This window comes from Asticcacaulis benevestitus DSM 16100 = ATCC BAA-896 (assembly GCF_000376105.1).
Classification (GTDB): domain Bacteria; phylum Pseudomonadota; class Alphaproteobacteria; order Caulobacterales; family Caulobacteraceae; genus Asticcacaulis; species Asticcacaulis benevestitus.
In genome coordinates this window covers 51909-73251 of record NZ_AQWM01000005.1, presented here as the reverse complement: position 1 = coordinate 73251, position 21343 = coordinate 51909, and the positions used below count along the sequence as shown (strand labels likewise).

Genomic DNA, 21343 nt, shown 5'->3' with positions numbered 1-21343 from the left:
TTGTCTCAAACTGTGAGTGTGTCCTATGTCCTTCAAGACTCCCCTTCTCATCACCGGCCTGACCCTGGCGCTTTCCCTGACCGCAGCACAGGCTTTTGCTGGCTGTGAACAAAAGACCGAAGCCGCTGCTGGCCAGAGCATCGCCGATGCCGTCGCCTCGCAGATCCGCGACAAGGTCCCCGCGCAACACAAGCGCCTGATCAAGGTGCAGGATTGCGAAGTCACCAAGGGCGTGCTGACCGCCAACTTCACCTACAACTATATCAACGACAAGGGCGCCTACGCTGTGGATGGCGCGGCCCGCGTCGTTGATGGCAAGGTCGAAATTTCCAAGCTGGTGCGCCCGGCCGCCATCGTGGCGTCGATTGAAAGCAACTACACCGAATAGGATAGGCGTCTTTTCGCAGTAGTTTAAAGCCGTCCGGTGTCTTTCAGACCGGACGGCTTTTTTATTCGGCTTCGAACTTCGCCACATCGTCGATCAGGGCGGTGACGGCGGCGGCGATGATTTGCTGGCCCTGCTCGATGGTCGCCAGGGACGAATCCGAACCGATCCGGCCATCCGCAAAGCGGGCGCGGTAATCGAGCGCATCACGGATCGGGCCGTCGGGGGCTATCTGCGGTTCCATGGCGGCGGACTTGACGAAATCCGGATAGGCGGCAAAGGTCACGGCGATTTCCGAAGGGGTGGCGTGGCTGCCATGCCCCTTGGGATAGAGCTTGGCGCACAGGCGTAAGACCCCCGGCAAATCCCACCAGTTGCGCAGTTTCAGAATGAACGGGCACGGGTTGCCGGAATAGGAATAGTGGGAATAGATTTGGGAAAAGGTCGCTTCGATGGTGGCGACATTGCCGCCGTGGCCATTGAGGAAATAGATGCGGTCGAAACCGTGGCGGGCCAGCGAATCCACCCAGTCTTCGATGGCCGACATGAAGGTGGTGGGGCGCAGGGATATGGTGCCGGCAAAACCCAGATGGTGTTGCGCCATGCCGATATTGAAGGTGGGAGCGATCAGAAGATTGCCCGCCTTTTCGGCCGCGTGGGAGATGATTTCCGGACACATCCAGTCGGTGCCGAGCAGGCCCATGGGCCCATGCTGCTCGTTGGAGCCGATGGGAATGATGACGGTGCGCGAGCTTTTCAGGCGCTCATCGATCTCGCGCCAGGTGGACTTGGCCAGAAGCATGGGGAAACTCCGCAAATATCAGATGCAACAAGCATAGGCGCCTCGGCGTGGAAAGAGCAAGGCGGCGTGTCGCAATACGCGCCAATAGTCCATGGATTAGCGCTAAACGCCCGTTCGAATCAGAAATTTATGATTGGTCTTATAGACTTGCCGGCTCCCCTTCCTTAAGGTTCGCCACAAGTAAAAAAGACCTTGAGGAACTGCCAGATGAGCGACACGTTTTTTCGCGTCCCCGCCGATTTCATCCGCCCGAAAACCCTGACCGCCGACGGTCTGGCGGCGCAGCACGCGCTTTTCGCTAGAGATCCGGACGCACACTGGCGAACGCTCGGCGATGCCCTGGCGTGGATCCAGCCCTATAGTCAGGTAAAAGACGTTTCGTTCAACCGCGAAGATTTTCGTATCCGCTGGTTTTACGATGGCGTGCTAAACGTCTCGGTCAACTGCATCGATCGTCACCTGGCCACACGCGGCGAGCAGGTAGCGCTGATCTTCGAAGGCGATGATCCCTCGGTTTCGTATTCGGTGACGTACAACCAACTCGCCAAAGAGGTCAACAAGCGCGCCAACCTGCTGAAAAAGTACGGCGTGAAAAAGGGTGATCGCGTCACGCTTTACCTGCCGATGGTGCCGGAAGCGGCCTATTTCATGCTGGCCTGCACGCGCATCGGCGCCGTGCACAATATCGTTTTTGGTGGCTTCTCGCCGGACAGCATCGCCAGCCGCATCCAGGACTGCCAGTCCGATGTCGTCGTCACCGCCAATGAAGGCCTGCGCGGCGGCAAGGTCATCCCGCTCAAGGCCAATGTCGATCTGGCCCTGCTGCAATGCCCCAATGTCCAGACCGTTTTGGTGGTCGAGCACACCAACGCCCATTACCTCACGCATGGCGGCCGCGATGTCAGCGTGGCCGTGGCGCTGGAGGGGATTTCCGACGAATGCGCGCCTGAGCCCATGAACGCCGAAGACCCTTTGTTCATCCTCTATACCTCCGGTTCGACCGGCAAGCCCAAGGGCGTGCTCCATACCACCGGCGGTTACCTTGCCTGGGCGGCCTATACCCACAAGACGGCCTTCGATTATCAGGACGGCGACATTTACTGGTGCACCGCCGATATTGGCTGGGTGACCGGGCACTCCTATGTCGTGTACGGCCCTCTGGCTAATGGTGGCACCTCTTTGATGTTCGAGGGCGTGCCGAATTATCCGGACAATTCGCGCTTCTGGCAGGTGGTCGACAAACACCAGGTCAATATCTTTTACACGGCGCCGACCGCCATCCGCGCCCTGATGCGTCATGGCGATGAGCCCGTAAAGGCGACTTCGCGCACATCCTTGCGTGTATTGGGCACGGTCGGCGAGCCGATCAATCCGGAAGCCTGGCTGTGGTATCACCGCGTCGTCGGCAACGGCAATTGCCCGATCGTCGATACCTGGTGGCAGACCGAAACCGGCGGTCACCTGATCACGCCGGTGCCGGGCGCCACGCCGCTCAAGCCCGGTTCGGCCACCAAGGCCCTGCCCGGCGTCGTGCCGGTCCTGGTCGATGCCGAAGGCCAGGTGCTGGAAGGCGCCATCGAAGGCAATCTGTGCATCGCCGATAGCTGGCCGGGCCAGATGCGCAGCGTCTATGGCGATCATCAGCGCTTCCTCGACACCTATTTCTCCACCTATCCCGGCAAGTATTTCACCGGCGACGGCTGCCGCCGCGACGAAGACGGCTATTACTGGATCACCGGCCGCGTCGATGACGTGCTCAATGTCTCCGGTCACCGCTTAGGCACGGCCGAGATCGAAAGCGCGCTGGTCGGTCACTCCGGCGTCACCGAAGCCGCTGTGGTCGGCTATCCGCACGACATCAAGGGGCAGGGCATCTGGTGCTATGTCACGCTGAAGCAGGGATTGGCGCCGAGCGACGCCCTGAAAAAAGAGCTGCGTGATCATGTGCGTTCGGAAATCGGGCCGCTGGCCTCGCCGGATGTCATCCAGTGGGCCCCCGGCCTGCCGAAAACGCGCTCCGGCAAGATCATGCGCCGAATCCTGCGCAAGATTGCCGAGGGCCAGCCGGATCAACTGGGTGATATCTCGACCCTGGCTGATCCGTCGGTGGTGGCCGATCTGATCGAAGGTGCCAAGGGCCTGAACGGATAGCCTTACACGGCCCTTACAGGCGCTCATAGCTTTCGGAACGCCGTTCTTACAGGGTTCGGGCTAGTGTGGTCTCCAAAATAAGGAGACGCGCCATGATGCCCGATACCTTCAAGACACCTCCGGCGGAACATGATTCGAAGGCCACGACCTTGACGGAAAACAATCTGCCGGCGGATAAGCTCCATGTCGGCAGCGATACTCCCGACCGCGACAAACCGCAAAGCCGAGAAGGTAAGCTGGTCTTTTCGCCCAATGAATTGAACCAGGCGGGTGAGGACAAGGAATATTTCCATCCGGAAAAGGACCACAGGTTCGACGCCCCGAAAGATGCCAATAGCCATGCCTTGACGCCGGATGTGGAAGTCACACCGGACAACAAGATAAAGCCAATCGGTTAGAGGGACACCTCGACCTCGGTGACATCGCCTTCACCGAGGTTTTCCGCCTTGCGTACCGCCGCCTTGACCGGCAGAAGATAACCACCTGACGCTTTATCGGGGAACAGTGATGTGCGCCATGCGGTGGTGCCTATGCGTGCCTGAATGGCCACAGACCCCCAGGCGCGGCGGTTTTCGCTGGCGCACTTGATGGCAAAAGCGACCTCGGCGGGCAGGGTTATGAAAATCCACGAGGCGGGCGCGTCGCCAGTCCAGCGCCATAGTTTTCCTTCGAATCTATAGCTCACGCGACATCTCACCACGCTTGACCGCGCCATACCAGCCCCAGAGCAGGTGGGCGGCGATAGTGCGGTAGGGCGACCAGACGGCGGCGCGTTCGGCGCAATAGGCTTCGTTCGGGCGCTCCGGCAGATCGTCTAGCCAGCCTACGGCCTCACGCAGGGCCACGTCACCAACCGGAAACAGATCAAGCCGGCCTTCCGAAAACATCAGATAGACTTCGGCGGTCCAGCGGCCGATGCCTTTCAGCGCCACCAGTCGCTGCGCGGCGTCCTCGATGCTCAGGTCTTGCAGGGTATCCGTATCAAAGCCGCCCGTGTGAAAGGCTTCGGCCAGGGCGCGGGCGTAGGCAATCTTGGGCCGCGAAAGACCGTAACCGCGCAAGGCGTCCTCGTCATGCGCCAGAAAAGACCGTGGTGTGACCTCGATAAGGCCATCCTTCACGCGTCCGAAAATGGTGTCCGCCGCCTTGACCGACAACTGTTGCTCGACGATCAGCCCCAGCAAAGCCGGAAAACCGCCCGGGCGCTTGCGGTGCTGCAAATGGGCGAAAGCCTCGGTCAGCGGTTTCAGACGCGGATCGCGTTCGGCCAGATGCGCGAGGTGTTCGGGATCAAGAGGATTGTCGTTCATCTGTAAGGCGTAGCACGCGATCAGCCCAAATCCGACAGCATTACGATATGATGCAGCCGACCTGCGCTACGCGGTATTCACGTCGCAGGGTATCGGAAACAATACCGTAATTGCGCTTGGTGATCGTGGCCTCGGCGTCGAAATCCGGCGCGCGCGCGGTGCTGGCGGCAAATGCAGCCACGGTTTCAGGCACCGCCGTATAGATACGCCCGCGGCGAGGCTTTTCCTTGATGGTGATGCCGACGACATGCGAGGCGTCATCGATGGCCGGGCCGCCGACCAATTGGTTGAGATCGCTTTTCAGGTCTTCGGTCTGACCGGCCTTGGCCCAGGCCAGCACCGGCTCATTCGGCTGGCCGCGCTTGGAACGCTCGATGACCGTGCGGCCGATCAGACGACCGGTGGCCTCACCAACCTGACCGCCGGGATAGCCCGGCATGAAGGCGCGCATACCCGGCTTAACGTTGGCCGGATCGATCAGCGGCAGCGGCCGGCCGGCGCCTTCGGTGATGGCGATGAGATAGTTACCATGACCCGGCACGGCGCGCGTCTTGAAGGGCACGGCCAGATTGCCGCCGATATTGAGGAAGGGGTGGGTGCAGGCGCCGACGCTCTCTTTGGCCACGATCCATTCGCCATTTTTCGAGATGGCGAAGGCCGTGCCGGTCATGATCTTCTGGTCATCGACCGGCAGGTTGATGATCGAGGAGACAGCGAACGGCGTGAAACTGGCGAACAGCGACATTTCACCGATGCCCGGCGGCGGCGGCGCGGGCGGCGAGTTCGATTCCTCGTGCCACTTGCCGGTCACGACCACCAGGGCCGTGATGGTCGCTGCATAAAGGAGCCAGTCCAGTTTCATGGGAATTTACGCGGCGACGGCGGCGGCAAGGACGAGGGCGGCGGCGAGCTTGGCGGAGACCAGAAGTACGGCGGCCGAGACCTCACCTTCATTGATGCGCGCCGGCAGGCCGGTCAGCAGGAAGTCGACGAAGCGGAAGACGAACAGTTGCAGCACGATGGTGGCGCCGCCCCACAGCACGATTTCGCGCAAGGACGTTGAGGCGGCCATCGAGGCGGCGAGCGGAATGGCCAGGCCGATGATGACACCGCCAAAGGCGACGGCGGCGGCCGAATTGCCCTCGCGGATCTGGTTGATTTCCTTGTAGGGGGTCAGCAGTGAATAGACCGTGGCGCCGATCAGCAGCAGCAGCAGGGTGACGCCGGCGTGGACGAGCGTGATCGGGAAGCCGGTGGCGAAGGCCTGAATCTCCGGTCGCAGCACATCGGGCGACAGGAAATTGAAGTTAAAACTATCCGGCGTCATGCTTGGTCCCCTAAACGCTCATCCAGCGCCCCGTTGCAATCGCAACGGCCCAGCGCACTTTAGGGGTAAGTTTCCTGCAAGATCAAGTCCAACGGCGCGGCTGTGGATAAAATTTATATGACGGCGCAATTATCCAGATAAGGCAAGCGCTTAGTCGAACATGCCACCGGCAAGATGGGCGAAGGGCAGGGACACTTCGGCCGGCGCGTTGTCCTGATTTGAAGCAGTTTCTTCGCGCTGTTCGCGGCGCACGGTTGAGGCGCGCTTCTTTTCGCTCTCGGACTTGAGCTGACCGCAGGCGGCCAGAATATCACGGCCGCGCGGGGTGCGGATCGGTGAGGCGTAGCCGGCCTTATTGAGGATCGAGGCGAACAACTCGATGGCGCGCCAGTCCGAGCACAGATAATCGGTGCCGGGCCAGGGGTTGAACGGGATCAGGTTGATCTTGGCCGGAATTCCCTTCAGCAGCTTGATCAGGGCGCGCGCCTCGTTGGGGCTGTCGTTGATGTCCTTCAGCATGACGTATTCGAAGGTGACACGGCGGGCATTAGACAGGCCCGGATAGTTGCGGATGCCTTCGATAAGCTGCTCGATATTGTACTTCTTGTTGAGCGGCACGAGCACATCGCGCAACGGATCGTTGGTGGCGTGCAGCGAGATGGCCAGCATGGCCTGGGTGCGGGTGCCGAGCGCTTCCAGTTCCGGCACCACGCCCGAGGTCGAAACCGTGATGCGGCGGCGCGAAATGGCGATGCCTTCGCCGTCGGAAATGATGTCGATGGCGTCGGCCACATTGTCGAGATTATAGAGCGGCTCGCCCATGCCCATGAAGACGATGTTGGAGAGCTTGCGGTCTTCCTTGGGCGACGGCCATTCGCCGAGATCATCGCGCACCACCTGCACCTGCGCGACGATTTCCGCGGCGGTCAGGTTACGCACCAGCTTTTGCGTGCCGGTGTGGCAGAAGGTGCAGTTGAGCGTACAGCCGACCTGCGACGACACGCACAGCGCGCCCGAACGGCCGACGTCAGGGATATAGACGGCCTCGACCTCGATGCCCGGCGCCATGCGGATCAGGTATTTACGGGTGCCGTCCTGGCTGACTTGCTTTTCAGAGATTTCGGGACGCGCCAGGGTGAACTTTTCCTTGAAAAGCGCGCGCTGCTCCTTGGCGATGTCCGTCATCAGGTCGAAATCGGTGAAGCCGTAATGGTGCATCCAGCGCCAGACCTGCGTGGCGCGCATCTTCGCCTTGCGTTCCTCGACCACGCCGGATTCGAACAGGGCCTTGGCCAGTCCGGCGCGCGTCAGGCCGGTGATGTTCACAAGCGACGCAGACGGGGATTTGACGGACAGGTCGAGCGTATGGGCCAAGATATGCGGCTTTCAAAGGAGGCAATGTCGGGATGTGAGCGGGTCTATAGCGGATAATGCCGCAAATGTCTAATCGCCGCCACATTGCGCGGTCAGAGTGAAGATCCTGGTATCCTGACATGAGGTGAAGATGACATACGCCGTGAAAATCCTTGCTGTTACGTTGGCGCTTGTTACTGCTGCGCCGGCTGTGCAGGCCGCGCCCGATCCGGCCAGCCAGGCCCTGTCGGCCTGTCTGGTGCGCTCGGCCACGCCGGAGGACCGCACCACCCTGATCCGCTGGGCCTTCACGGTCGTGGCGCGCCACCCGAAGGTGGCCGATCTGTCGTCGATCACCGATGTTCAGCGCCAGGCGGTCAACAAGGCCACCGGCAAGCTGCTGACGCGCCTGATCAGCAGCGATTGCGCCGCCGAGGCTAGATCGGCCATCGCGACCGGCGGACAGGAGGGCCTCACCGGCGCTTTCAATGCGCTTGGTCAGGAAGCGCTGAAGGATCTGATGAGTGATCGCAGCGTACAGTCATCGTTTGGCGAACTGCTGAACTATGTCGATCAGGGCGCCTTGCTGCGCGCTCTCGTGATGCAATAATTATCCACAGTCGGCGGGGTTGAGGTCGATGTTAAAGCAATTTTAAGCATGAATTGCCAAGGGTATCCTTATAGTATCAGTGTTACAGGACCCCCGACATGGAAAATCTGCTCAGCCGCTTCAAGATGGCGCGCCTCATAGGCCTGCTTATGGTGGGGTTTGTCGCCATCACCGTGTGCGGTCTGGTTGGTGTCGTGGTTGTGCAGATGCGGGCGGATACGGCCAGCACGGCGCTGAAATATCAGCATTCCGCCCTGCGGGTAGCCAGTGCCACCCTGCACCGCCAGTTTCCCGATACGTCCGTCGAATGGGCGCCGGATGGCAATGTGCAGAAGGTGGTTATGGACACGGTCCCCACCTTTACCGATCACGCCATGATCGACGAGATCGCCCGTGTCTCCGGCCAGCAGGCCACGCTTTTCGCCTTTGATCCGGCGCAGGATGATTTCATCCGTACCACCACCTCCATCACCAAGCCCGATGGCAGCCGCGCCGTCGGCACCAATCTCGGTCAGGACAGCAAGGCTTTCGCGCCGATCAAGGCCGGCAAGACCTATCTTGGCAAGGCCGATATCCTCGGCACGTCCTACTACACCATCTATGCGCCGGTCTTTAACACCAGGGGCGATGTCACCGGCATCCTGTTCTCCGGGGTAAAGACGGCAACCGTTCAGGAAGCCGCCAATGCCCTGATGATGAAACTGGTGATCATGGCCGCCGTACTGATGGTGGCCCTCTCGATCGTAGCGGCCCTGCTGACGCGCCGCCTGATGCAGCCCCTGCAGCGTCTGGAAAAGACGGTGGGTGAGATCGCCGGCGGCAATTACGCCGTCACCATCCCTTATGTCGCCGCGCACAATGAAATCGGCAGCATGGCGCGCGCGCTCGAAATCTTCCGCACACAAGGCCAGGAACGTCAGGCCCTGGCCGCCCACAAGGATGAAGAGGATGCGCGCCGCGAACAGCGCCAGCTTCGGACCGAAACCCTGATCGGCGCCTTCCGCACCGATATGAAAGCGGCGCTTGAAGGCGTTGGCCAGACCATGAACGATATTCTGACCACCGCCGATGACCTGTCACGCGCCAGCGCCGAAACGGCTTCGAGCGCCACCAGCGCCGGCTCGGCCGCTTTTGACGCTTCGGGTAATGTTCAGACCGTGGCCAGCGCCGCCGAGGAACTGACGGCTTCAATTGGCGAGATCACCGATCAGGTGGTGCGCGCCAATGAGGTGGTGTCCGGGGCCACGCGCGTGACGCTTGAGACCAACACCAAGGTGGAAAGCCTGGCGGGCGCCGCCACCAAGATCGGCGACGTTGTGGCCCTGATCCAGGCCATCGCCGCCCAGACCAATCTGCTGGCCCTCAACGCCACGATCGAGGCCGCACGCGCCGGTGACGCCGGCAAGGGCTTCGCGGTCGTGGCTTCCGAGGTCAAGGATCTGGCGGCCCAGACCGCGCGCGCCACGGCGGAAATCTCGGGCCAGATCGCCGAAATCCAATCATCAACGCGCGAAACGGTCGAGGCCATCGCCAATATCACCCGCACCATGGACGAGGTGTCGCACTTCACCACGGCTATTGCCGGCGCGGTTGAGCAGCAGGGCGCGGCGACCCAGGAAATTACGCACAATGTGGTGCGGGCCTCGGAAGGGACGCGCATCGTCAGCGACAACGTGACTTCCGTGCGCGATGAAGCGGCACAGACGGCGGATTCCGCTGGCCGGGTGGCGAACGCCTCCCGCACGGTGGCGCAGAAGAACGAAAGCCTGAAACAGACCGTTGATCGCTTTCTGTCGGACGTGGCGGCGGCTTGATGCCGCTCAAGCGCCCCCAAGGCTCGCTGCATAGGCAGCGGCGGGCACTTGCCCTTGCCATAAGAAATAGTTTCTTATGGAGTTATCGCCCTAAATAGCGTTCCGGCTTGTGGAAGCCGACCATGACACCGCTCATGGCGGCGGCGGAAATCACCGAAAACAACAATTGGTGCGGATTGAGGATCAGGATCGACGTCGCCATGATCAGGGCGTCGCAGGCCAGTTGCGTCTTGCCGGCGTTGATATTTTTCGTCTTTTGCAGATAGAGCGCCAGCACGCCTGTGCCGCCCGCGCCCGCGCCATGGCGGGCCAGCGCCAGAATCCCCATGCCGATGATGGTGCCGCCGAAAAGGGCTGCGAACAAGGGGTTCAGGCTTTCCAGCTTGAAGGCATAGGGCGCATAACTGGCCATGCCCATGATGGCGAGATTGACGATCACCGTCTTGATCATGAAGCGCTTGCCCATGGCGGGCCAGGCGAACAGAAAAAACGGAATATTGATCAGGATAAACAGCACGCCGACCGGCAGGGGGGCGACATAGGAGACCAGAAGCGCGATGCCGGCCACGCCGCCGGTGGTCAGCCCGGCCGTCTTGAGCATGACGATGCCCAACGCGATGAACGAGCAGCCGATGGCGAAGGCGTAGATATCCTCCAGCACCGTGTGTTTCACGGTGGGGTAAAGAGCGTCCTTGCCATCCTTATCGATAAGCTGGCCGGTTGTCGTCGTCATCAGGCGGCATCCACTAAAGCGGTTGGCCTGCGCGTTTCGTTCCCAAGTATATATAGTTGGTTTCTTATGACACAATTTTTGCAAGGCGGGAATAGTGAAGCCAGAAACCCCACCGCCATGCCTCAAGTGCGGCGTGGCGGTGGGGTTTTTACGGGTTTCCGCACACCGGACAGGCCGGATCGGACGGCAGTTTTACAATGCGCGAGGTCATGTCGAGGCCATCAAAGATCATCAGCTTGCCGCGCAAGGTTTCGCCCGCACCTGTGATGATCTTGATGGTTTCCAGCGCCGCCAGAGAGCCCATGACGCCAGCCAAAGCGCCGACCACGCCGACGCGTTCGCAGGTTTCGGCATCGGGCGGTATCTCGGGCACCAGGCACTGGTAGCAGGGCGAACCGTCGAAAGTGGCCAACTGACCGCTGAAGCGGCCAAGCGCCGCTGACACCAGCGGCTTTTTCAGATCATGGCAAACGCGATTGACCAGCAGGCGGGTCTCGAAATTGTCACAGCCATCGAGCACGATATCGTAGCCGTCCAGTACGTCTGCGGCATTTTCGTCCGTCAGGCGCAGGCGATGGACGCGGCAGTCGCAATGCGGATTGAGACCGCTGAGATGGGTCGCGGCCGCCTCGACCTTGGGGGCGCCGATATCGCGCGCACCGAACAGCACCTGCCGTTGCAGATTGCTCAAACTCACATCGTCATCATCGATCAGGCCCAGCGTACCCATTCCCGCCGCCGCCAGATAAAGCGCGGCTGGCGATCCGATGCCGCCCACGCCGATCAGGGCCACCTTCGCGGCTTTCAGCTTCATCTGTCCCTGACCACCGATCTCCTTGAGGACCAGATGGCGGGCATAGCGGTCGATTTCATCGTCTGTAAATTCGTTGGGGAGCATAATGCGTCAAATGCGCTCACGGGCCTTGAACTGCAAGTGCAAAAGCGCCAATTAAGGCGGCATGAGCGAACACAATTCCCCCTTCCCAAACTGGCATGGCACCACCATCGTGGCCGTGCGTAAAAATAACAAGACGGTCATCGCCGGTGACGGTCAGGTCTCGATGGGCCCGACGATCGTCAAGGGCGGCGCGCGCAAGGTGCGGACGCTGGCCGGCGGCAAGGTGATCGCCGGTTTCGCCGGCGCCACGGCCGACGCCTTTACCCTTCTGGAACGGCTCGAAGCCAAGCTCGAACTCTTCCCTGACCAACTGGCGCGCGCCTGTGTCGATCTCGCCAAGGACTGGCGCACCGATCGTTATCTGCGCCGTCTGGAAGCCATGCTGCTTGTGGCCGACAAGGATCATATCCTGACCATCACCGGCGTCGGCGATGTGCTGGAACCCGAAGACGGCGTGGCCGCCATTGGCTCTGGCGGAGTCTATGCCTTGTCGGCCGCCCGCGCGCTGCTGGAGTATGAGCCGGATGCCGAGCTTATCGCCCGCAAGGCTATGAAGATCGCGTCGTCTATCTGTGTCTATACCAATGACCACCTGACCCTTGAGAAGCTGGAGGCGTGATTACGTTCCGGCCCCTCAAGGACAGCGATGCTGGTCTGCTCCTGATCTGGATGGCGTCACCGCATGTCCAGCCCTGGTGGACGCAAGGCGACTCGACGCCTGAGGACGAGGTCGAGGACGCGCTGAACCTGATCGGCAGTGACGAGGGCGCGGCTTTTATCATCGAACGCAACAAAAGCCCGATCGGCTATATCCAGTCTTCTCCTTGCGGACCCGATCAGCCGGAAGGTGCGCTGGGCCTCGATATGTTCATTGGTGATGTATCGTTGACCGGCGAAGGGCTTGGCCCGCAGATCCTGCGTCAGTTCGGCGATGACCTGCTGGCCAGGGGCGCGACCCGTCTGCTGATGGATCCTCATAGCGCCAATGACCGCGCCATATCGGCCTGGCGCAAGGCCGGCTTTGATATTGTTGAAACACGCGGCGACGTCACGCTGATGTCCCGTAACCCGAAACTGAGTGCCTAACATGACCACCTTCTCTCCCCGCGAGATCGTTTCCGAACTCGACCGTTTCATCATCGGCCACCACGACGCCAAAAAGGCCGTCGCCGTCGCCCTGCGTAATCGCTGGCGCCGCAAGGCGACCGATGAAAGCATCCGCGACGAGATCACGCCGAAAAATATTCTGATGATCGGACCCACGGGCGTCGGCAAAACCGAGATCGCCCGCCGGTTGGCCAAGCTGGCGCAGGCGCCTTTTATCAAGGTCGAAGCGACCAAGTTCACCGAGGTCGGCTATGTCGGCCGCGACGTCGATCAGATCGTGCGTGACCTGGTGGAAGCCGCCATGCTGATGATCAAGGACAAGAACCGCCTGAGCGTGCGCGCCAAGGCCGAGGCTGCCGCCGAGGAGCGTCTGATCGATGCGCTGGTGGGCGAAACCGCCGCGCCGGCAACGCGTGAAAGCTTCCGCAAGAAGCTGCGCAATAACGAACTGGACGACAAGGAAATCGAAATCTCGCTGACCGACACGGGGCCTGCCGTCGGCATGATGGAGATACCCGGCCAACAGAACGGCGCTTTCAACCTCTCCGACATGCTGTCTAAGGCCATGGGCGGCCGCAAGAAGACGATCAAGACGACGGTCAAATCGGCCATTCCCAATCTGATCACCGAGGAATCCGACAAGCTGCTCGATCAGGATTCGGTGGCCAACGAAGCGCTGAAACTGGCCGAAAACGAAGGCATTGTTTTCCTTGATGAAATCGACAAGGTAGCCTCGCGCTCCGATCGCGGCGGCGCCGATGTGTCGCGCGAGGGTGTGCAGCGCGATCTGCTGCCGCTTATCGAAGGCACCACGGTCTCGACCAAATATGGTCCGGTCAAGACCGACCATATCCTCTTCATCGCCTCGGGCGCCTTCCACGTGTCGAAACCATCAGATCTGCTGCCGGAATTGCAGGGCCGCCTGCCGATCCGCGTCGAACTGAAGGCCCTGACCCAGGATGATTTCCGCCGAATCTTAAGCGAACCGGAAGCCAATCTGATCAAGCAAAACCAGGCCTTGATGCTGACCGAAGGTGTGACCCTGACCTTTGATGACGGCGCCATCGCGGCCATGGCCGAGGCGGCTGCTACGGTCAATGCCAAGGTCGAGAATATCGGCGCGCGCCGGCTCCATACCGTCATCGAAAAGGTGATGGAGGACCTGTCCTATACGGCGTCCGATATGTCAGGGCAGACGGTGGCGATCGATGCCGAGTACGTCAAAAAGCGCCTGGGCGATATCGCCACAGACGCTGATCTGAGCCGCTATATTCTGTAGCTACTTCACCGTTTCGAAATTGCTGGCGAACTCGTCGTAGCAATCGTGAAACATCTGGCGGAACTGTTCTTCGAACATGAGAGTGGCCTCGGCGCGCCGGGCCACCATCTGTTCACCGGAACCATTACCGTTGAGGCAGAGATAGGCGCCATAACGTGCCGCAGCATAGAGGGCCGACAGCGCGACATCCTCGGCGTGGGCGTGTTCGCTCTGTGCGTTGCAGATATCGATATGCGCTTTGGCTCGGGCGGTAAACGCCAGTTCTTCGGGGGTAGACATGGGAACCTCAGTTGCTCGTCAGGGATTTTAGTAAGCCGGCGCTGGCTTTGTCGCACAGTTGATAGACCTCTTCAAAGTGCGAATTGCCGCCGTAATAGGGATCGGGCACATCCTTTTTGATGCCCAGTGCTTCTTCGAGATAGAGCGCGACGCGAGCCTGCGCGCCTTCCGGGCGCATGGATTGCAGATGGCGGACATTGTCACGGTCGAGCCCCAGGATCAGGTCGAAACGATCGAAATCATCGACCTGGATTTGCCGGGCGCGCTGATCGGAAATGTCGATGCCGTGATGCGCCGCCGTGGCAATAGAGCGCTTGTCGGGCAATTCGCCGCTGTGCCAGCCGCCGCAGCCGGCGGAATCGATGCTAAAGCGGTTCTCAAGCCGCGCCGCCGCCACATGGGCGCGAAAAACCCCCTCGGCCAGCGGCGAACGGCAGATATTGCCAAGGCAGACGAAAAGAACAGAGGTCATGACAAGCTTTCACGGAATCGGGCATAGTGCCGATCCTATGTAATGTTGAAGTTGCCCGATGAAAACCACGAAGCCGACGCCCAAGGCCGCCAAACGCCGCAAGGTTGATCCCGAACTGATCCGTCAGTTGTTCGAGCGTTTCGAGCAGGACAAGCCGGAACCCAAGACGGAGCTGAACTTCGTCAACCCGTTTACGCTCACCGTGGCCGTGGCGCTATCGGCCCAGACCACGGACGTGGCGGTCAACAAGGCGACGGCGCCGCTGTTCGCCATCGCCGATAATCCGGCGGATATGCTGGCGCTTGGTGAAGAGAAACTGATGCGGATGATCAGCTCCATCGGGCTCTATCGCAACAAAGCGAAGAACGTCATGGAGATGTGCCGCATTCTGCTGGCGCAGTATGATGGTGATATCCCGCTCAATCGTGCGGCCTTGCTCAGCCTGCCGGGCGTGGGTAACAAGACGGCGTCTGTGGTGCTCAATGAACTGGATATCGAGCCAGCCATCGCGGTCGACACCCATGTCTATCGCGTCTCGCACCGTCTGGGTTTGGTCGATGCCAGTGCCAATACACCGGACAAGGTGGAGGCCGCACTGATGAAGGCCATCCCGAAGCCCTGGCTGAACCGCGCGCACCACTGGCTGATCCTGCACGGCCGCTATTTGTGCGTGGCGCGCAAGCCCAAGTGCGAAATCTGCATCGTGCGGGATTTGTGTCCCAAGATCGGCGTCGAGTTTACGCCTCTGCTCTGAGCCGCTCCAGTACACCGATTGTCTCGCCGTGGAAGACGCTTTCACGCAAAGGCCTGAAACCGCATTTGAGCGCCAGTTTCAGCGAGGCGTCGTTTTCATAGCTGATCATGCACTGGAGTCGCGGCATGTTCAGCGCTGTATCGGCATGGTTAAGCGCAGCGCTGAGGGCCTCCGAGGCATAGCCCTTGCCGTGAAATCCGGCATCGAATACCCAGCCAGATTCGGGCGCTTCCAGTGGTGGTGTGATGGCGCGTTTGTAGTCGAAGACGCCGACCACCCCGATATGCTGATCCGTGTCTTTCAGGCGCACCGACCAGTTGCCGAAGCCGAAGACCTGCCAGTGACCGATATCGCGCAGCAGGCGCAGCCAGACCGTTTCGCGGTCCATCGGCTTGCCGGTGATATAACGATAGACATCGGGCTGGCTCCACAGGGCGCATTGGGCCTCGTAATCGGTCGCGGCCAGCGGTTTCAGCACCAGGCGCTCGGTCTCAATGAACATGGTGATCGCTCGAACAGCCGCAAACCAGCATCGCGCTCTCGACAGCGTCCTTGAAACGCATGGAGGCCTCAAGATCATAGGTCAGGTAAAGATCGGGTTCGATCAGTTCCAGTTCCATCAGGCAAAAGCCGCCGTCCTCGGCACGCACCATATCGACGCGGGCATAGAGCAGGCGGTCGCGGCCGATGAAGTCGATGGCTGATTGCGCCAAGGCCAGGGCTTCCGGCGGCGGCGTCAGGGCGCGCAGATGGGCGTCGTAATCGGGCTGCGAACGGAAGTCGCCGGACTTCGGCGTTTTCAACACGGCGTGTGAAAACTGGCCGACGAAAAAGATCAGCGACCATTCGCCTTCGGAGCGGATCGCCGGCATGAAGGGCTGGATCATGGCCGGCCCGACCGGAACGGCCAGTTTCTTGTCCTCGACGTCGCGCACCTCGCTCTTCAATTCCGAAAGCGCCTCGCCTTCCCAGATCAGGGTGTTCTTGGCGCCGGCCGAGATCGCTGGCTTGAGCACCAGCGCCTTCTGGCCGAAATCGGCACGCGCGCGCGCCACATCCTCATCGGTAACGCCCTCGGTGAAGAGGGTAGGGATGATGCGCACCCCGGCCTCGGCGAGATCGCGCAGATAGCGCTTGTCGACGTTCCAGCTCACGATTTCCGGCGGATTGAAGACGCGGCGCTCGGCCGCGCCCATGGCCGTCATGGCGCCGATAAAGCTGTTGGGCGCGTTATGGTAACCCCAGGCCACCAGCGGCAGAATCAGGTCAAAATCCTCCGCGATCGGTTCGGACCATGGCTGATCGAAGATCTCGGCGTCGATGCCGGCCAGGGCCTCGCGGTAGGCATCGAGCACATAGGGCCAGCGGCCATGGTGCGACGGATGGTCAGGATTGGGTGTCAGGATCAGAATACGCTTGCTCATGGACTCTTTATTGATCATTAGGTTACGCCATATCAACTGATTTCTGAGGCCCCACGCCATGACCATCGAATATGACATCACCGCCGTTGGACATGCCATTGTCGATGTGCTCGCCCCTTCCGATGACGGCTTCCTGAGCAAGCACGATCTGCACAAGGGCTCGATGACCCTGATCGACACGCATCGCGCGCTCAGTCTGTCGGAAGCCATGAACGACAGCGAGATGGCCTCGGGCGGTTCGGCGGGGAACACCATCTCCGGCGCGGCCTCCTTCGGCGCCAAGTGCGCCTATGTCGGCAAGGTGGCGCATGACGGCCTGGGCGAATTTTTCAGCAAGGACCTGAAAAAGATGGGCGTCGAGTTCCGCACCCCGGTCCTGCACGATGACCCGACCCCGACCGGCCGCTGCCTGATCAATGTCACGCCCGATGGCCAGCGCACCATGGCGACCTTCCTGGGCGCCGCCGCCCTGATCAGCCCGAAAGACCTCGACGAGGAGATCATCAAGGCGTCGCAGATCACCTATCTGGAAGGCTATCTTTTCGACACACCGTCGGGCAGAGAGACGTTCGCCAAGGCGGCGCAGGTCGCGCGCTCTTCAGGCCGCAAGACCGCCATCACCCTGTCGGATGGCTTTGTCGTCAACCGCTGGCGCGATGACCTGCTGGCCTTTATCGACCGCCATATCGATCTCGTCTTCGCCAATGAAACCGAACTGTTGGCGTTGTTCCAGACCGACGACTTCTTCAAGGCGCTGCGTTACCTGCGCGGCAAGACCGAACTGGCCTTCGTGACGCGCGGCGCCGAAGGTTCGGTGGTGGCCAAGCTTGATGACATCCACACCATCGCGGCCTCACCGGTCGACAAGGTGGTCGATACCACCGGCGCCGGCGATCAGTATGCCGCGGGCGTTCTGTTCGGCCTGACGCAAGGCCTGCACGTCACGGTCTGTGGTCAGTTGGGCTCGCTGGCGGCGGCGGAAGTGATCGGGCACTATGGCCCGCGTTCGCAGGTGTCGCTGAAGGCGCTGGCGACCGAGAAGGGGCTGATTTAGGCGCGCCCCTCCGTCAGCCCGAATGCGGGTTGCCACCTCCCCATCTTCGCTTAGGCTCGATAGGGAGGAGAGGGGAGTCCTCCTCCCTACGGCTTGCCGTGGGGAGGTGTCACGGCTTGTCCGTGACGGAGGGGCGTTCTTAGCTTCTCCGCTTCAATGCCACATAAAGCGCGCCGGTGCCGCCATGGCGGGCGTGGGCCTGACTGATGCCGGCGACGATATGGCCGAGCGCCGGATCGGCCAGCCATTCCGGTGCAAAGCGTTTCAGGATGCCGGTTTCCGATATACCCTTGCCGGTGATGACAAGGATGGCGCGATAATCATTGGCATAGGCCTGCTGCACAAAGGCCTTGAGACGCGCTTCGGCGGCGAAGGCGTTGAGGCCATGAAGATCAAGGCGGGCCTCGATCGGATCGCGTTCGCGGCTGATGCGGCGCTTGCGTTTCGGCTCGATCGGATCGGGGGCATAGTCGGCGGCGCGGGTGATGGTGAAGCCGCCGGTGGGTTTCAGCGATTGGCCGAGTTTGAAGGGTGTTAGCGGCACTGGTGCCGGTTTGGCCGCGGTCATTTCGCCCGGCATATCGGCAATGCGCACCGTTTCGGTTTTGGCGTCCTCTTTAAGCTCCGGCGTGCGCGTCGGCTTATGCGGCCGCACGGTCGCTGTCACCAGCGCCCATAGCCGCAAATCCTCTGCCTTGAAACCGAACCGTGCCATGAACCTGCGCGCGTAAAAGCAAGAAACCCCACCACCACCACATCTCACCGCTGCGCGGCTCGTGCGGTCCCATGGCTTGCGAAAGCTATACTTTCGCTGACGCCAAACCCCGAAAAGGCGGTGAGGTGCAAAGAGATTATATCTTACTTGATGATCCCGGCCAAAGGCTACCGATTTATTAGAGCTCTTCCGACTGGAAGGCTTGCAATTGGCGGGTCAGGCGTTCGCCGCGCTTGCCGGCCGCCAAAGCCGCTTCGGACAGACGGCGGATGCTTTCCGGACTATCGCCCTGGCGCGACATGATTTCCAGCGCGCCATTAATAACGCCGAGCATCTGAGCGAAATCCTGCGCCACATCGCCGGTCAAACGTCCCACCGTCTCAAAGCGCTGGGCATGGCTCAAAGCCTCGTTAAGCTGATCGACGCGGGCGGTCATTTCGGCCTGTTTGGACTGTGATTTGGTAAGCAAGGTCTCCAGATCGCTCAGGCGCGTTTCCAGCGCAGCGTGATCGACCACCGGCATCGCCGCCAGCTTGCCTTGCGCGTCGTCATAGGCCGCCTGCCACTTGACGATATCGTGCTGCGCCGCGGCCAGCTTGGCCTCCCAGGCGCTGACATCGGGCCCCGGCGCCGGCGCATTGAGCAGGACCTCGTGTTTGGCCTGCAGATCGGTATGACGCGCGGCCACCTGTTCGAGCGCCGATTGCAGGGCCTGGATGCGGGCTTCGTGCTGGCTGTAATCCGGCTCCGGCGCCGGCGTTTCCGCCAGGTTCTGATAGCGGCGGGCCAACTCGACCTGCCGCTTTTGCAGGGTTTCCAACTCGGCCTGCAGGCGAGCATTGCGCGCTTCGTGCTCGCTGTAATTGGGTTGCGGCACCGGTGCATTGCGCAAAGCGTCAAGTTCGGTCTCAAGGGCGGCCTGCACCGCGCGGGCCATGTCCAGTTCGGCGCTCATCTCGGCAAGGCGCTGCGTATCGACAGGCTCAGGCTCGGGCACGGCCACCGGCTTGGCGAAGATGATTTCATCCAGTTGTAGTTGAAGCGCGTTGCAGCGGCTCTCGGCTTGTTCGAGATCGCTTTTCGCGGCATCGAGTTGCGCCTTGAGCGCGGCGTTCTCGGCCACCACCAGCGGATCGGGTTCATGGACGATGACCGGATCGGGCAGGGACACCGGCGCCTGCCATTCATAGGGCGTCGGGGCCTCTTCAAGGGCCTTGGCACGGGCGGCGGCTACAGCTTCGGCCACAGCTTGGGCAAGCGCCAGATCATGTTCACGGGCGGCAGCGAGACGCGCGGCTTCCAGTTCGGCCGCGTGCTGGCTGCGGGCCTCAGTGAGGGCGGCTGCATGCGCTTCTTCGCGCGCCTTGAGCACGGCGGCTTCAAGCTCGGCTTCGGTTATGCCGGTCGTATGAATGACGGGCTCGACCGCGGCCGCAGGGGCTTCTGTCTGTTTCCATGCTGTGCAATCGAAGGCGACGCCGTAGATCTGCTTCTTGCCGTCCATCATCTTCGACTGGCCTTCGAGCGCGATCCAGCGCACTGAGCCGTCCTTGCGTGTCACCTGGATATCGAGCGCCAGATGATCGCTTTCGCCCGACATAAGCTGGGTGAAGGCGACATTGGCCAAGGCCTGATCGGCCTCGGAAATCAGGGTGGGGCCGCCGACATAGTCACGGCCGATCAGCGCCATCATGCCGGCGTCCTCGACAATGGTGTCGGCCTCGGCATCATACTGCCAGGTGCCGACGCCAAGCGCGGCGCGGGCGTCTTCGGCAAGGCGGTGGTCGGTCAATTCCTGCGCGTCATCGTCATTGAGCGTGGAGACAGGGGCGATGCGCGGCGCGGAAATGCCGGGCATGGCCATAACGGTCAGGCCGCGTTCGCCGCCTTCGTGGGTGCGGACCAGCCAGGCGGTGACCGTGGCCGGCTGGGGCTCACCGCCCGGCGCTTTCAGCGTCAGGGTGAGCGAAATCTGCGTGTGCGGCGAGGCTTCGTCCTGCAACTCGCCAAGATAATCGACGGCTTTCTGGAAATCAGCGTCATCGACGAAGAACTGCGTCCAGTTCTGGCCCAGCGCCTGCTCGCGCTTGAGATCGAAGGCATCGAGCGCGGCATTGTTGATATCGACGATCTGCGCCTTGGTATCGAGCCCCCAGAAAGGCAGGGTGGCGGCGGCGAACCAGTGGCCGCGCCACAGGCCGTTCAGATCGTCCACGCCCTCGCCGGAAGAGGTTTCGAGTTCGACCATGGCCGAGGTCGAGCCAATGACCTCGCCGGCGCCGTTCATGATCGGCATGGAGGTGACGCTGACCAGCACTTTTTCGTGGCTGCCGTGATTGGTCAGCAGGTGCTGGAAGCCCTTGACCGTCTGGCCGCGCAGGGTGCGGGCGATCGGCATGAGGTCGGCGGGAATGACGCGGCCATCGGGATAGGCGATGCCCCAGGTGGCGGAATGGAAACGCAGGCCGATCAGCTCGGAATCCTTGCGGCCGAGAAGCTGGTGCGCGGTCTTGTTGGCGAAGGTGAACTTGCCGCTGATATCGGTTTCAACAAGGGCCACCGGCACGGCATTGAGCACGTTGAACATGCGGCGTTCCAGGGTGTCGATCTTGCGTTCGGCCTTGAACAAAAGATCCTGGAACTGGCGGACCTGGAACGACTTCAGTGAGGCGATGACGCCACCGATGATCGACAGGGCGAGCAGGATGAAGGCCGCGACCCCAAGCAGCGCGATCAGATCATGCTCATTCTGCAACAACATACAACAACCCTACCTCAAAACCCCTACCGCCGGCGCGCCATTCTGCTACAGGCGCGACCCGTCAGCCGTATGACAGCAAGTTCCGTGCCTGCATCTACGGGCCAACCGGCATAAT

Annotated in this window: 24 protein-coding genes; 10 read left to right on the top strand and 14 right to left on the bottom strand. The window is 61.3% G+C overall.

What is annotated here, in order from left to right; genetic code table 11:
- Nucleotides 1-25 precede the first annotated feature (25 nt).
- Entirely contained in the window at nt 26-388 is a 363-nt protein-coding gene (locus tag B060_RS0108750) for a hypothetical protein (protein WP_018081398.1), read from the top strand.
- A gap of 61 nt (nt 389-449) precedes the next feature.
- On the opposite strand, the gene B060_RS0108745 is transcribed toward B060_RS0108750, so the two are convergent.
- Nucleotides 450-1187 (bottom strand): creatininase family protein, encoded by a 738-nt coding sequence (locus B060_RS0108745; RefSeq protein ID WP_018081397.1) that lies wholly within the window; start codon nt 1185-1187, stop codon nt 450-452.
- A gap of 207 nt (nt 1188-1394) precedes the next feature.
- On the opposite strand from B060_RS0108745, the gene acs reads away from it, so the two are divergent.
- Nucleotides 1395-3338: an acetate--CoA ligase gene (gene acs / locus B060_RS0108740; RefSeq protein WP_018081396.1), complete on the top strand. Its 1944-nt coding sequence runs from the start codon at nt 1395-1397 to the stop codon at nt 3336-3338.
- Nucleotides 3339-3430: 92 nt separating this feature from the next.
- Nucleotides 3431-3736 (top strand): hypothetical protein, encoded by a 306-nt coding sequence (locus B060_RS0108735; protein WP_018081395.1) that lies wholly within the window; start codon nt 3431-3433, stop codon nt 3734-3736.
- Here the strand turns inward: B060_RS0108735 and B060_RS0108730 are convergent.
- From B060_RS0108730 to rlmN, 5 genes are all read right to left on the bottom strand, one after another.
- Nucleotides 3733-4023: a DUF1905 domain-containing protein gene (locus B060_RS0108730; protein ID WP_018081394.1), complete on the bottom strand. Its 291-nt coding sequence runs from the start codon at nt 4021-4023 to the stop codon at nt 3733-3735. The two genes, B060_RS0108735 and B060_RS0108730, sit on opposite strands and share 4 nt — an antisense overlap.
- A complete protein-coding gene (locus tag B060_RS0108725; RefSeq protein ID WP_018081393.1) occupies nt 4013-4648 on the bottom strand; it encodes a DNA-3-methyladenine glycosylase family protein in 636 nt (211 codons plus the stop codon). Before B060_RS0108725 ends, B060_RS0108730 begins: the two co-directional genes overlap by 11 nt.
- A gap of 40 nt (nt 4649-4688) precedes the next feature.
- The gene (locus B060_RS0108720) at nt 4689-5510 is read right to left on the bottom strand and encodes a hypothetical protein (protein ID WP_018081392.1); all 822 of its coding nucleotides are present in this window, start codon (nt 5508-5510) and stop codon (nt 4689-4691) included.
- A 6-nt stretch (nt 5511-5516) separates the two neighbouring features.
- Nucleotides 5517-5975, bottom strand: coding sequence for a DUF350 domain-containing protein (locus B060_RS0108715; RefSeq protein WP_018081391.1), 459 nt, complete (start codon nt 5973-5975; stop codon nt 5517-5519).
- Between the two features lie 150 nt (nt 5976-6125).
- Nucleotides 6126-7349 carry a dual-specificity RNA methyltransferase RlmN gene (gene rlmN / locus B060_RS0108710; RefSeq protein WP_018081390.1) on the bottom strand — a complete coding sequence of 408 codons (1224 nt, stop codon included), beginning with the start codon at nt 7347-7349 and terminating at the stop codon, nt 6126-6128.
- Nucleotides 7350-7479: 130 nt separating this feature from the next.
- On the opposite strand from rlmN, the gene B060_RS0108705 reads away from it, so the two are divergent.
- Together B060_RS0108705 and B060_RS0108700 are read left to right on the top strand one after the other, a co-directional pair.
- Nucleotides 7480-7938: a hypothetical protein gene (locus B060_RS0108705; RefSeq protein WP_018081389.1), complete on the top strand. Its 459-nt coding sequence runs from the start codon at nt 7480-7482 to the stop codon at nt 7936-7938.
- Between the two features lie 98 nt (nt 7939-8036).
- Nucleotides 8037-9752, top strand: a complete 1716-nt coding sequence (locus tag B060_RS0108700) for a methyl-accepting chemotaxis protein (RefSeq protein WP_018081388.1) — start codon at nt 8037-8039, stop codon at nt 9750-9752.
- Between the two features lie 82 nt (nt 9753-9834).
- Here the strand turns inward: B060_RS0108700 and B060_RS0108695 are convergent, their stop codons facing one another.
- Nucleotides 9835-10485 (bottom strand): YitT family protein, encoded by a 651-nt coding sequence (locus B060_RS0108695; RefSeq protein ID WP_018081387.1) that lies wholly within the window; start codon nt 10483-10485, stop codon nt 9835-9837.
- Between the two features lie 148 nt (nt 10486-10633).
- The gene (locus B060_RS0108690; RefSeq protein ID WP_018081386.1) at nt 10634-11383 is read right to left on the bottom strand and encodes a HesA/MoeB/ThiF family protein; all 750 of its coding nucleotides are present in this window, start codon (nt 11381-11383) and stop codon (nt 10634-10636) included.
- Between the two features lie 61 nt (nt 11384-11444).
- Here B060_RS0108690 and hslV point away from each other — a divergent pair, with 61 nt between their 5' ends.
- From hslV to hslU, 3 genes are read left to right on the top strand one after another with little or no spacing between them, the layout of a single operon-like run.
- Nucleotides 11445-12002: an ATP-dependent protease subunit HslV gene (gene hslV / locus B060_RS0108685; protein WP_018081385.1), complete on the top strand. Its 558-nt coding sequence runs from the start codon at nt 11445-11447 to the stop codon at nt 12000-12002.
- Nucleotides 11999-12469 (top strand): GNAT family N-acetyltransferase, encoded by a 471-nt coding sequence (locus B060_RS0108680; protein WP_018081384.1) that lies wholly within the window; start codon nt 11999-12001, stop codon nt 12467-12469. Before hslV ends, B060_RS0108680 begins: the two co-directional genes overlap by 4 nt.
- Before the next feature lies 1 nt (nt 12470).
- Nucleotides 12471-13769: an ATP-dependent protease ATPase subunit HslU gene (gene hslU / locus B060_RS0108675; protein ID WP_018081383.1), complete on the top strand. Its 1299-nt coding sequence runs from the start codon at nt 12471-12473 to the stop codon at nt 13767-13769.
- Here the strand turns inward: hslU and B060_RS0108670 are convergent, their stop codons facing one another.
- Both B060_RS0108670 and B060_RS0108665 read right to left on the bottom strand, forming a co-directional pair.
- Nucleotides 13770-14048, bottom strand: coding sequence for a DUF3144 domain-containing protein (locus B060_RS0108670; protein ID WP_018081382.1), 279 nt, complete (start codon nt 14046-14048; stop codon nt 13770-13772). It abuts the gene before it with no gap.
- Between the two features lie 7 nt (nt 14049-14055).
- Nucleotides 14056-14520 carry a low molecular weight protein-tyrosine-phosphatase gene (locus B060_RS0108665; protein WP_018081381.1) on the bottom strand — a complete coding sequence of 155 codons (465 nt, stop codon included), beginning with the start codon at nt 14518-14520 and terminating at the stop codon, nt 14056-14058.
- A gap of 58 nt (nt 14521-14578) precedes the next feature.
- Between B060_RS0108665 and nth the strand changes: the two genes are divergently transcribed.
- The gene (gene nth, locus B060_RS0108660) at nt 14579-15274 is read left to right on the top strand and encodes an endonuclease III (protein ID WP_018081380.1); all 696 of its coding nucleotides are present in this window, start codon (nt 14579-14581) and stop codon (nt 15272-15274) included.
- Here nth and B060_RS0108655 read toward each other — a convergent pair.
- Nucleotides 15258-15776 carry a GNAT family N-acetyltransferase gene (locus B060_RS0108655; RefSeq protein ID WP_018081379.1) on the bottom strand — a complete coding sequence of 173 codons (519 nt, stop codon included), beginning with the start codon at nt 15774-15776 and terminating at the stop codon, nt 15258-15260. The genes nth and B060_RS0108655 overlap by 17 nt on opposite strands.
- Complete coding sequence (locus B060_RS0108650; protein ID WP_236621545.1) at nt 15766-16698, bottom strand: ATP-grasp domain-containing protein; 933 nt, start codon at nt 16696-16698, stop codon at nt 15766-15768. The genes B060_RS0108655 and B060_RS0108650 overlap by 11 nt, the downstream gene beginning before the upstream one ends.
- Nucleotides 16699-16756: 58 nt before the next feature.
- On the opposite strand from B060_RS0108650, the gene B060_RS0108645 reads away from it, so the two are divergent.
- Nucleotides 16757-17752, top strand: a complete 996-nt coding sequence (locus tag B060_RS0108645; RefSeq protein WP_018081377.1) for an adenosine kinase — start codon at nt 16757-16759, stop codon at nt 17750-17752.
- Between the two features lie 139 nt (nt 17753-17891).
- Here the strand turns inward: B060_RS0108645 and B060_RS0108640 are convergent, their stop codons facing one another.
- Nucleotides 17892-18467, bottom strand: coding sequence for a Smr/MutS family protein (locus B060_RS0108640; RefSeq protein ID WP_018081376.1), 576 nt, complete (start codon nt 18465-18467; stop codon nt 17892-17894).
- Between the two features lie 178 nt (nt 18468-18645).
- Nucleotides 18646-21228: a PAS domain-containing protein gene (locus B060_RS0108635; protein WP_018081375.1), complete on the bottom strand. Its 2583-nt coding sequence runs from the start codon at nt 21226-21228 to the stop codon at nt 18646-18648.
- Between the last annotated feature and the right edge of the window lie 115 nt (nt 21229-21343).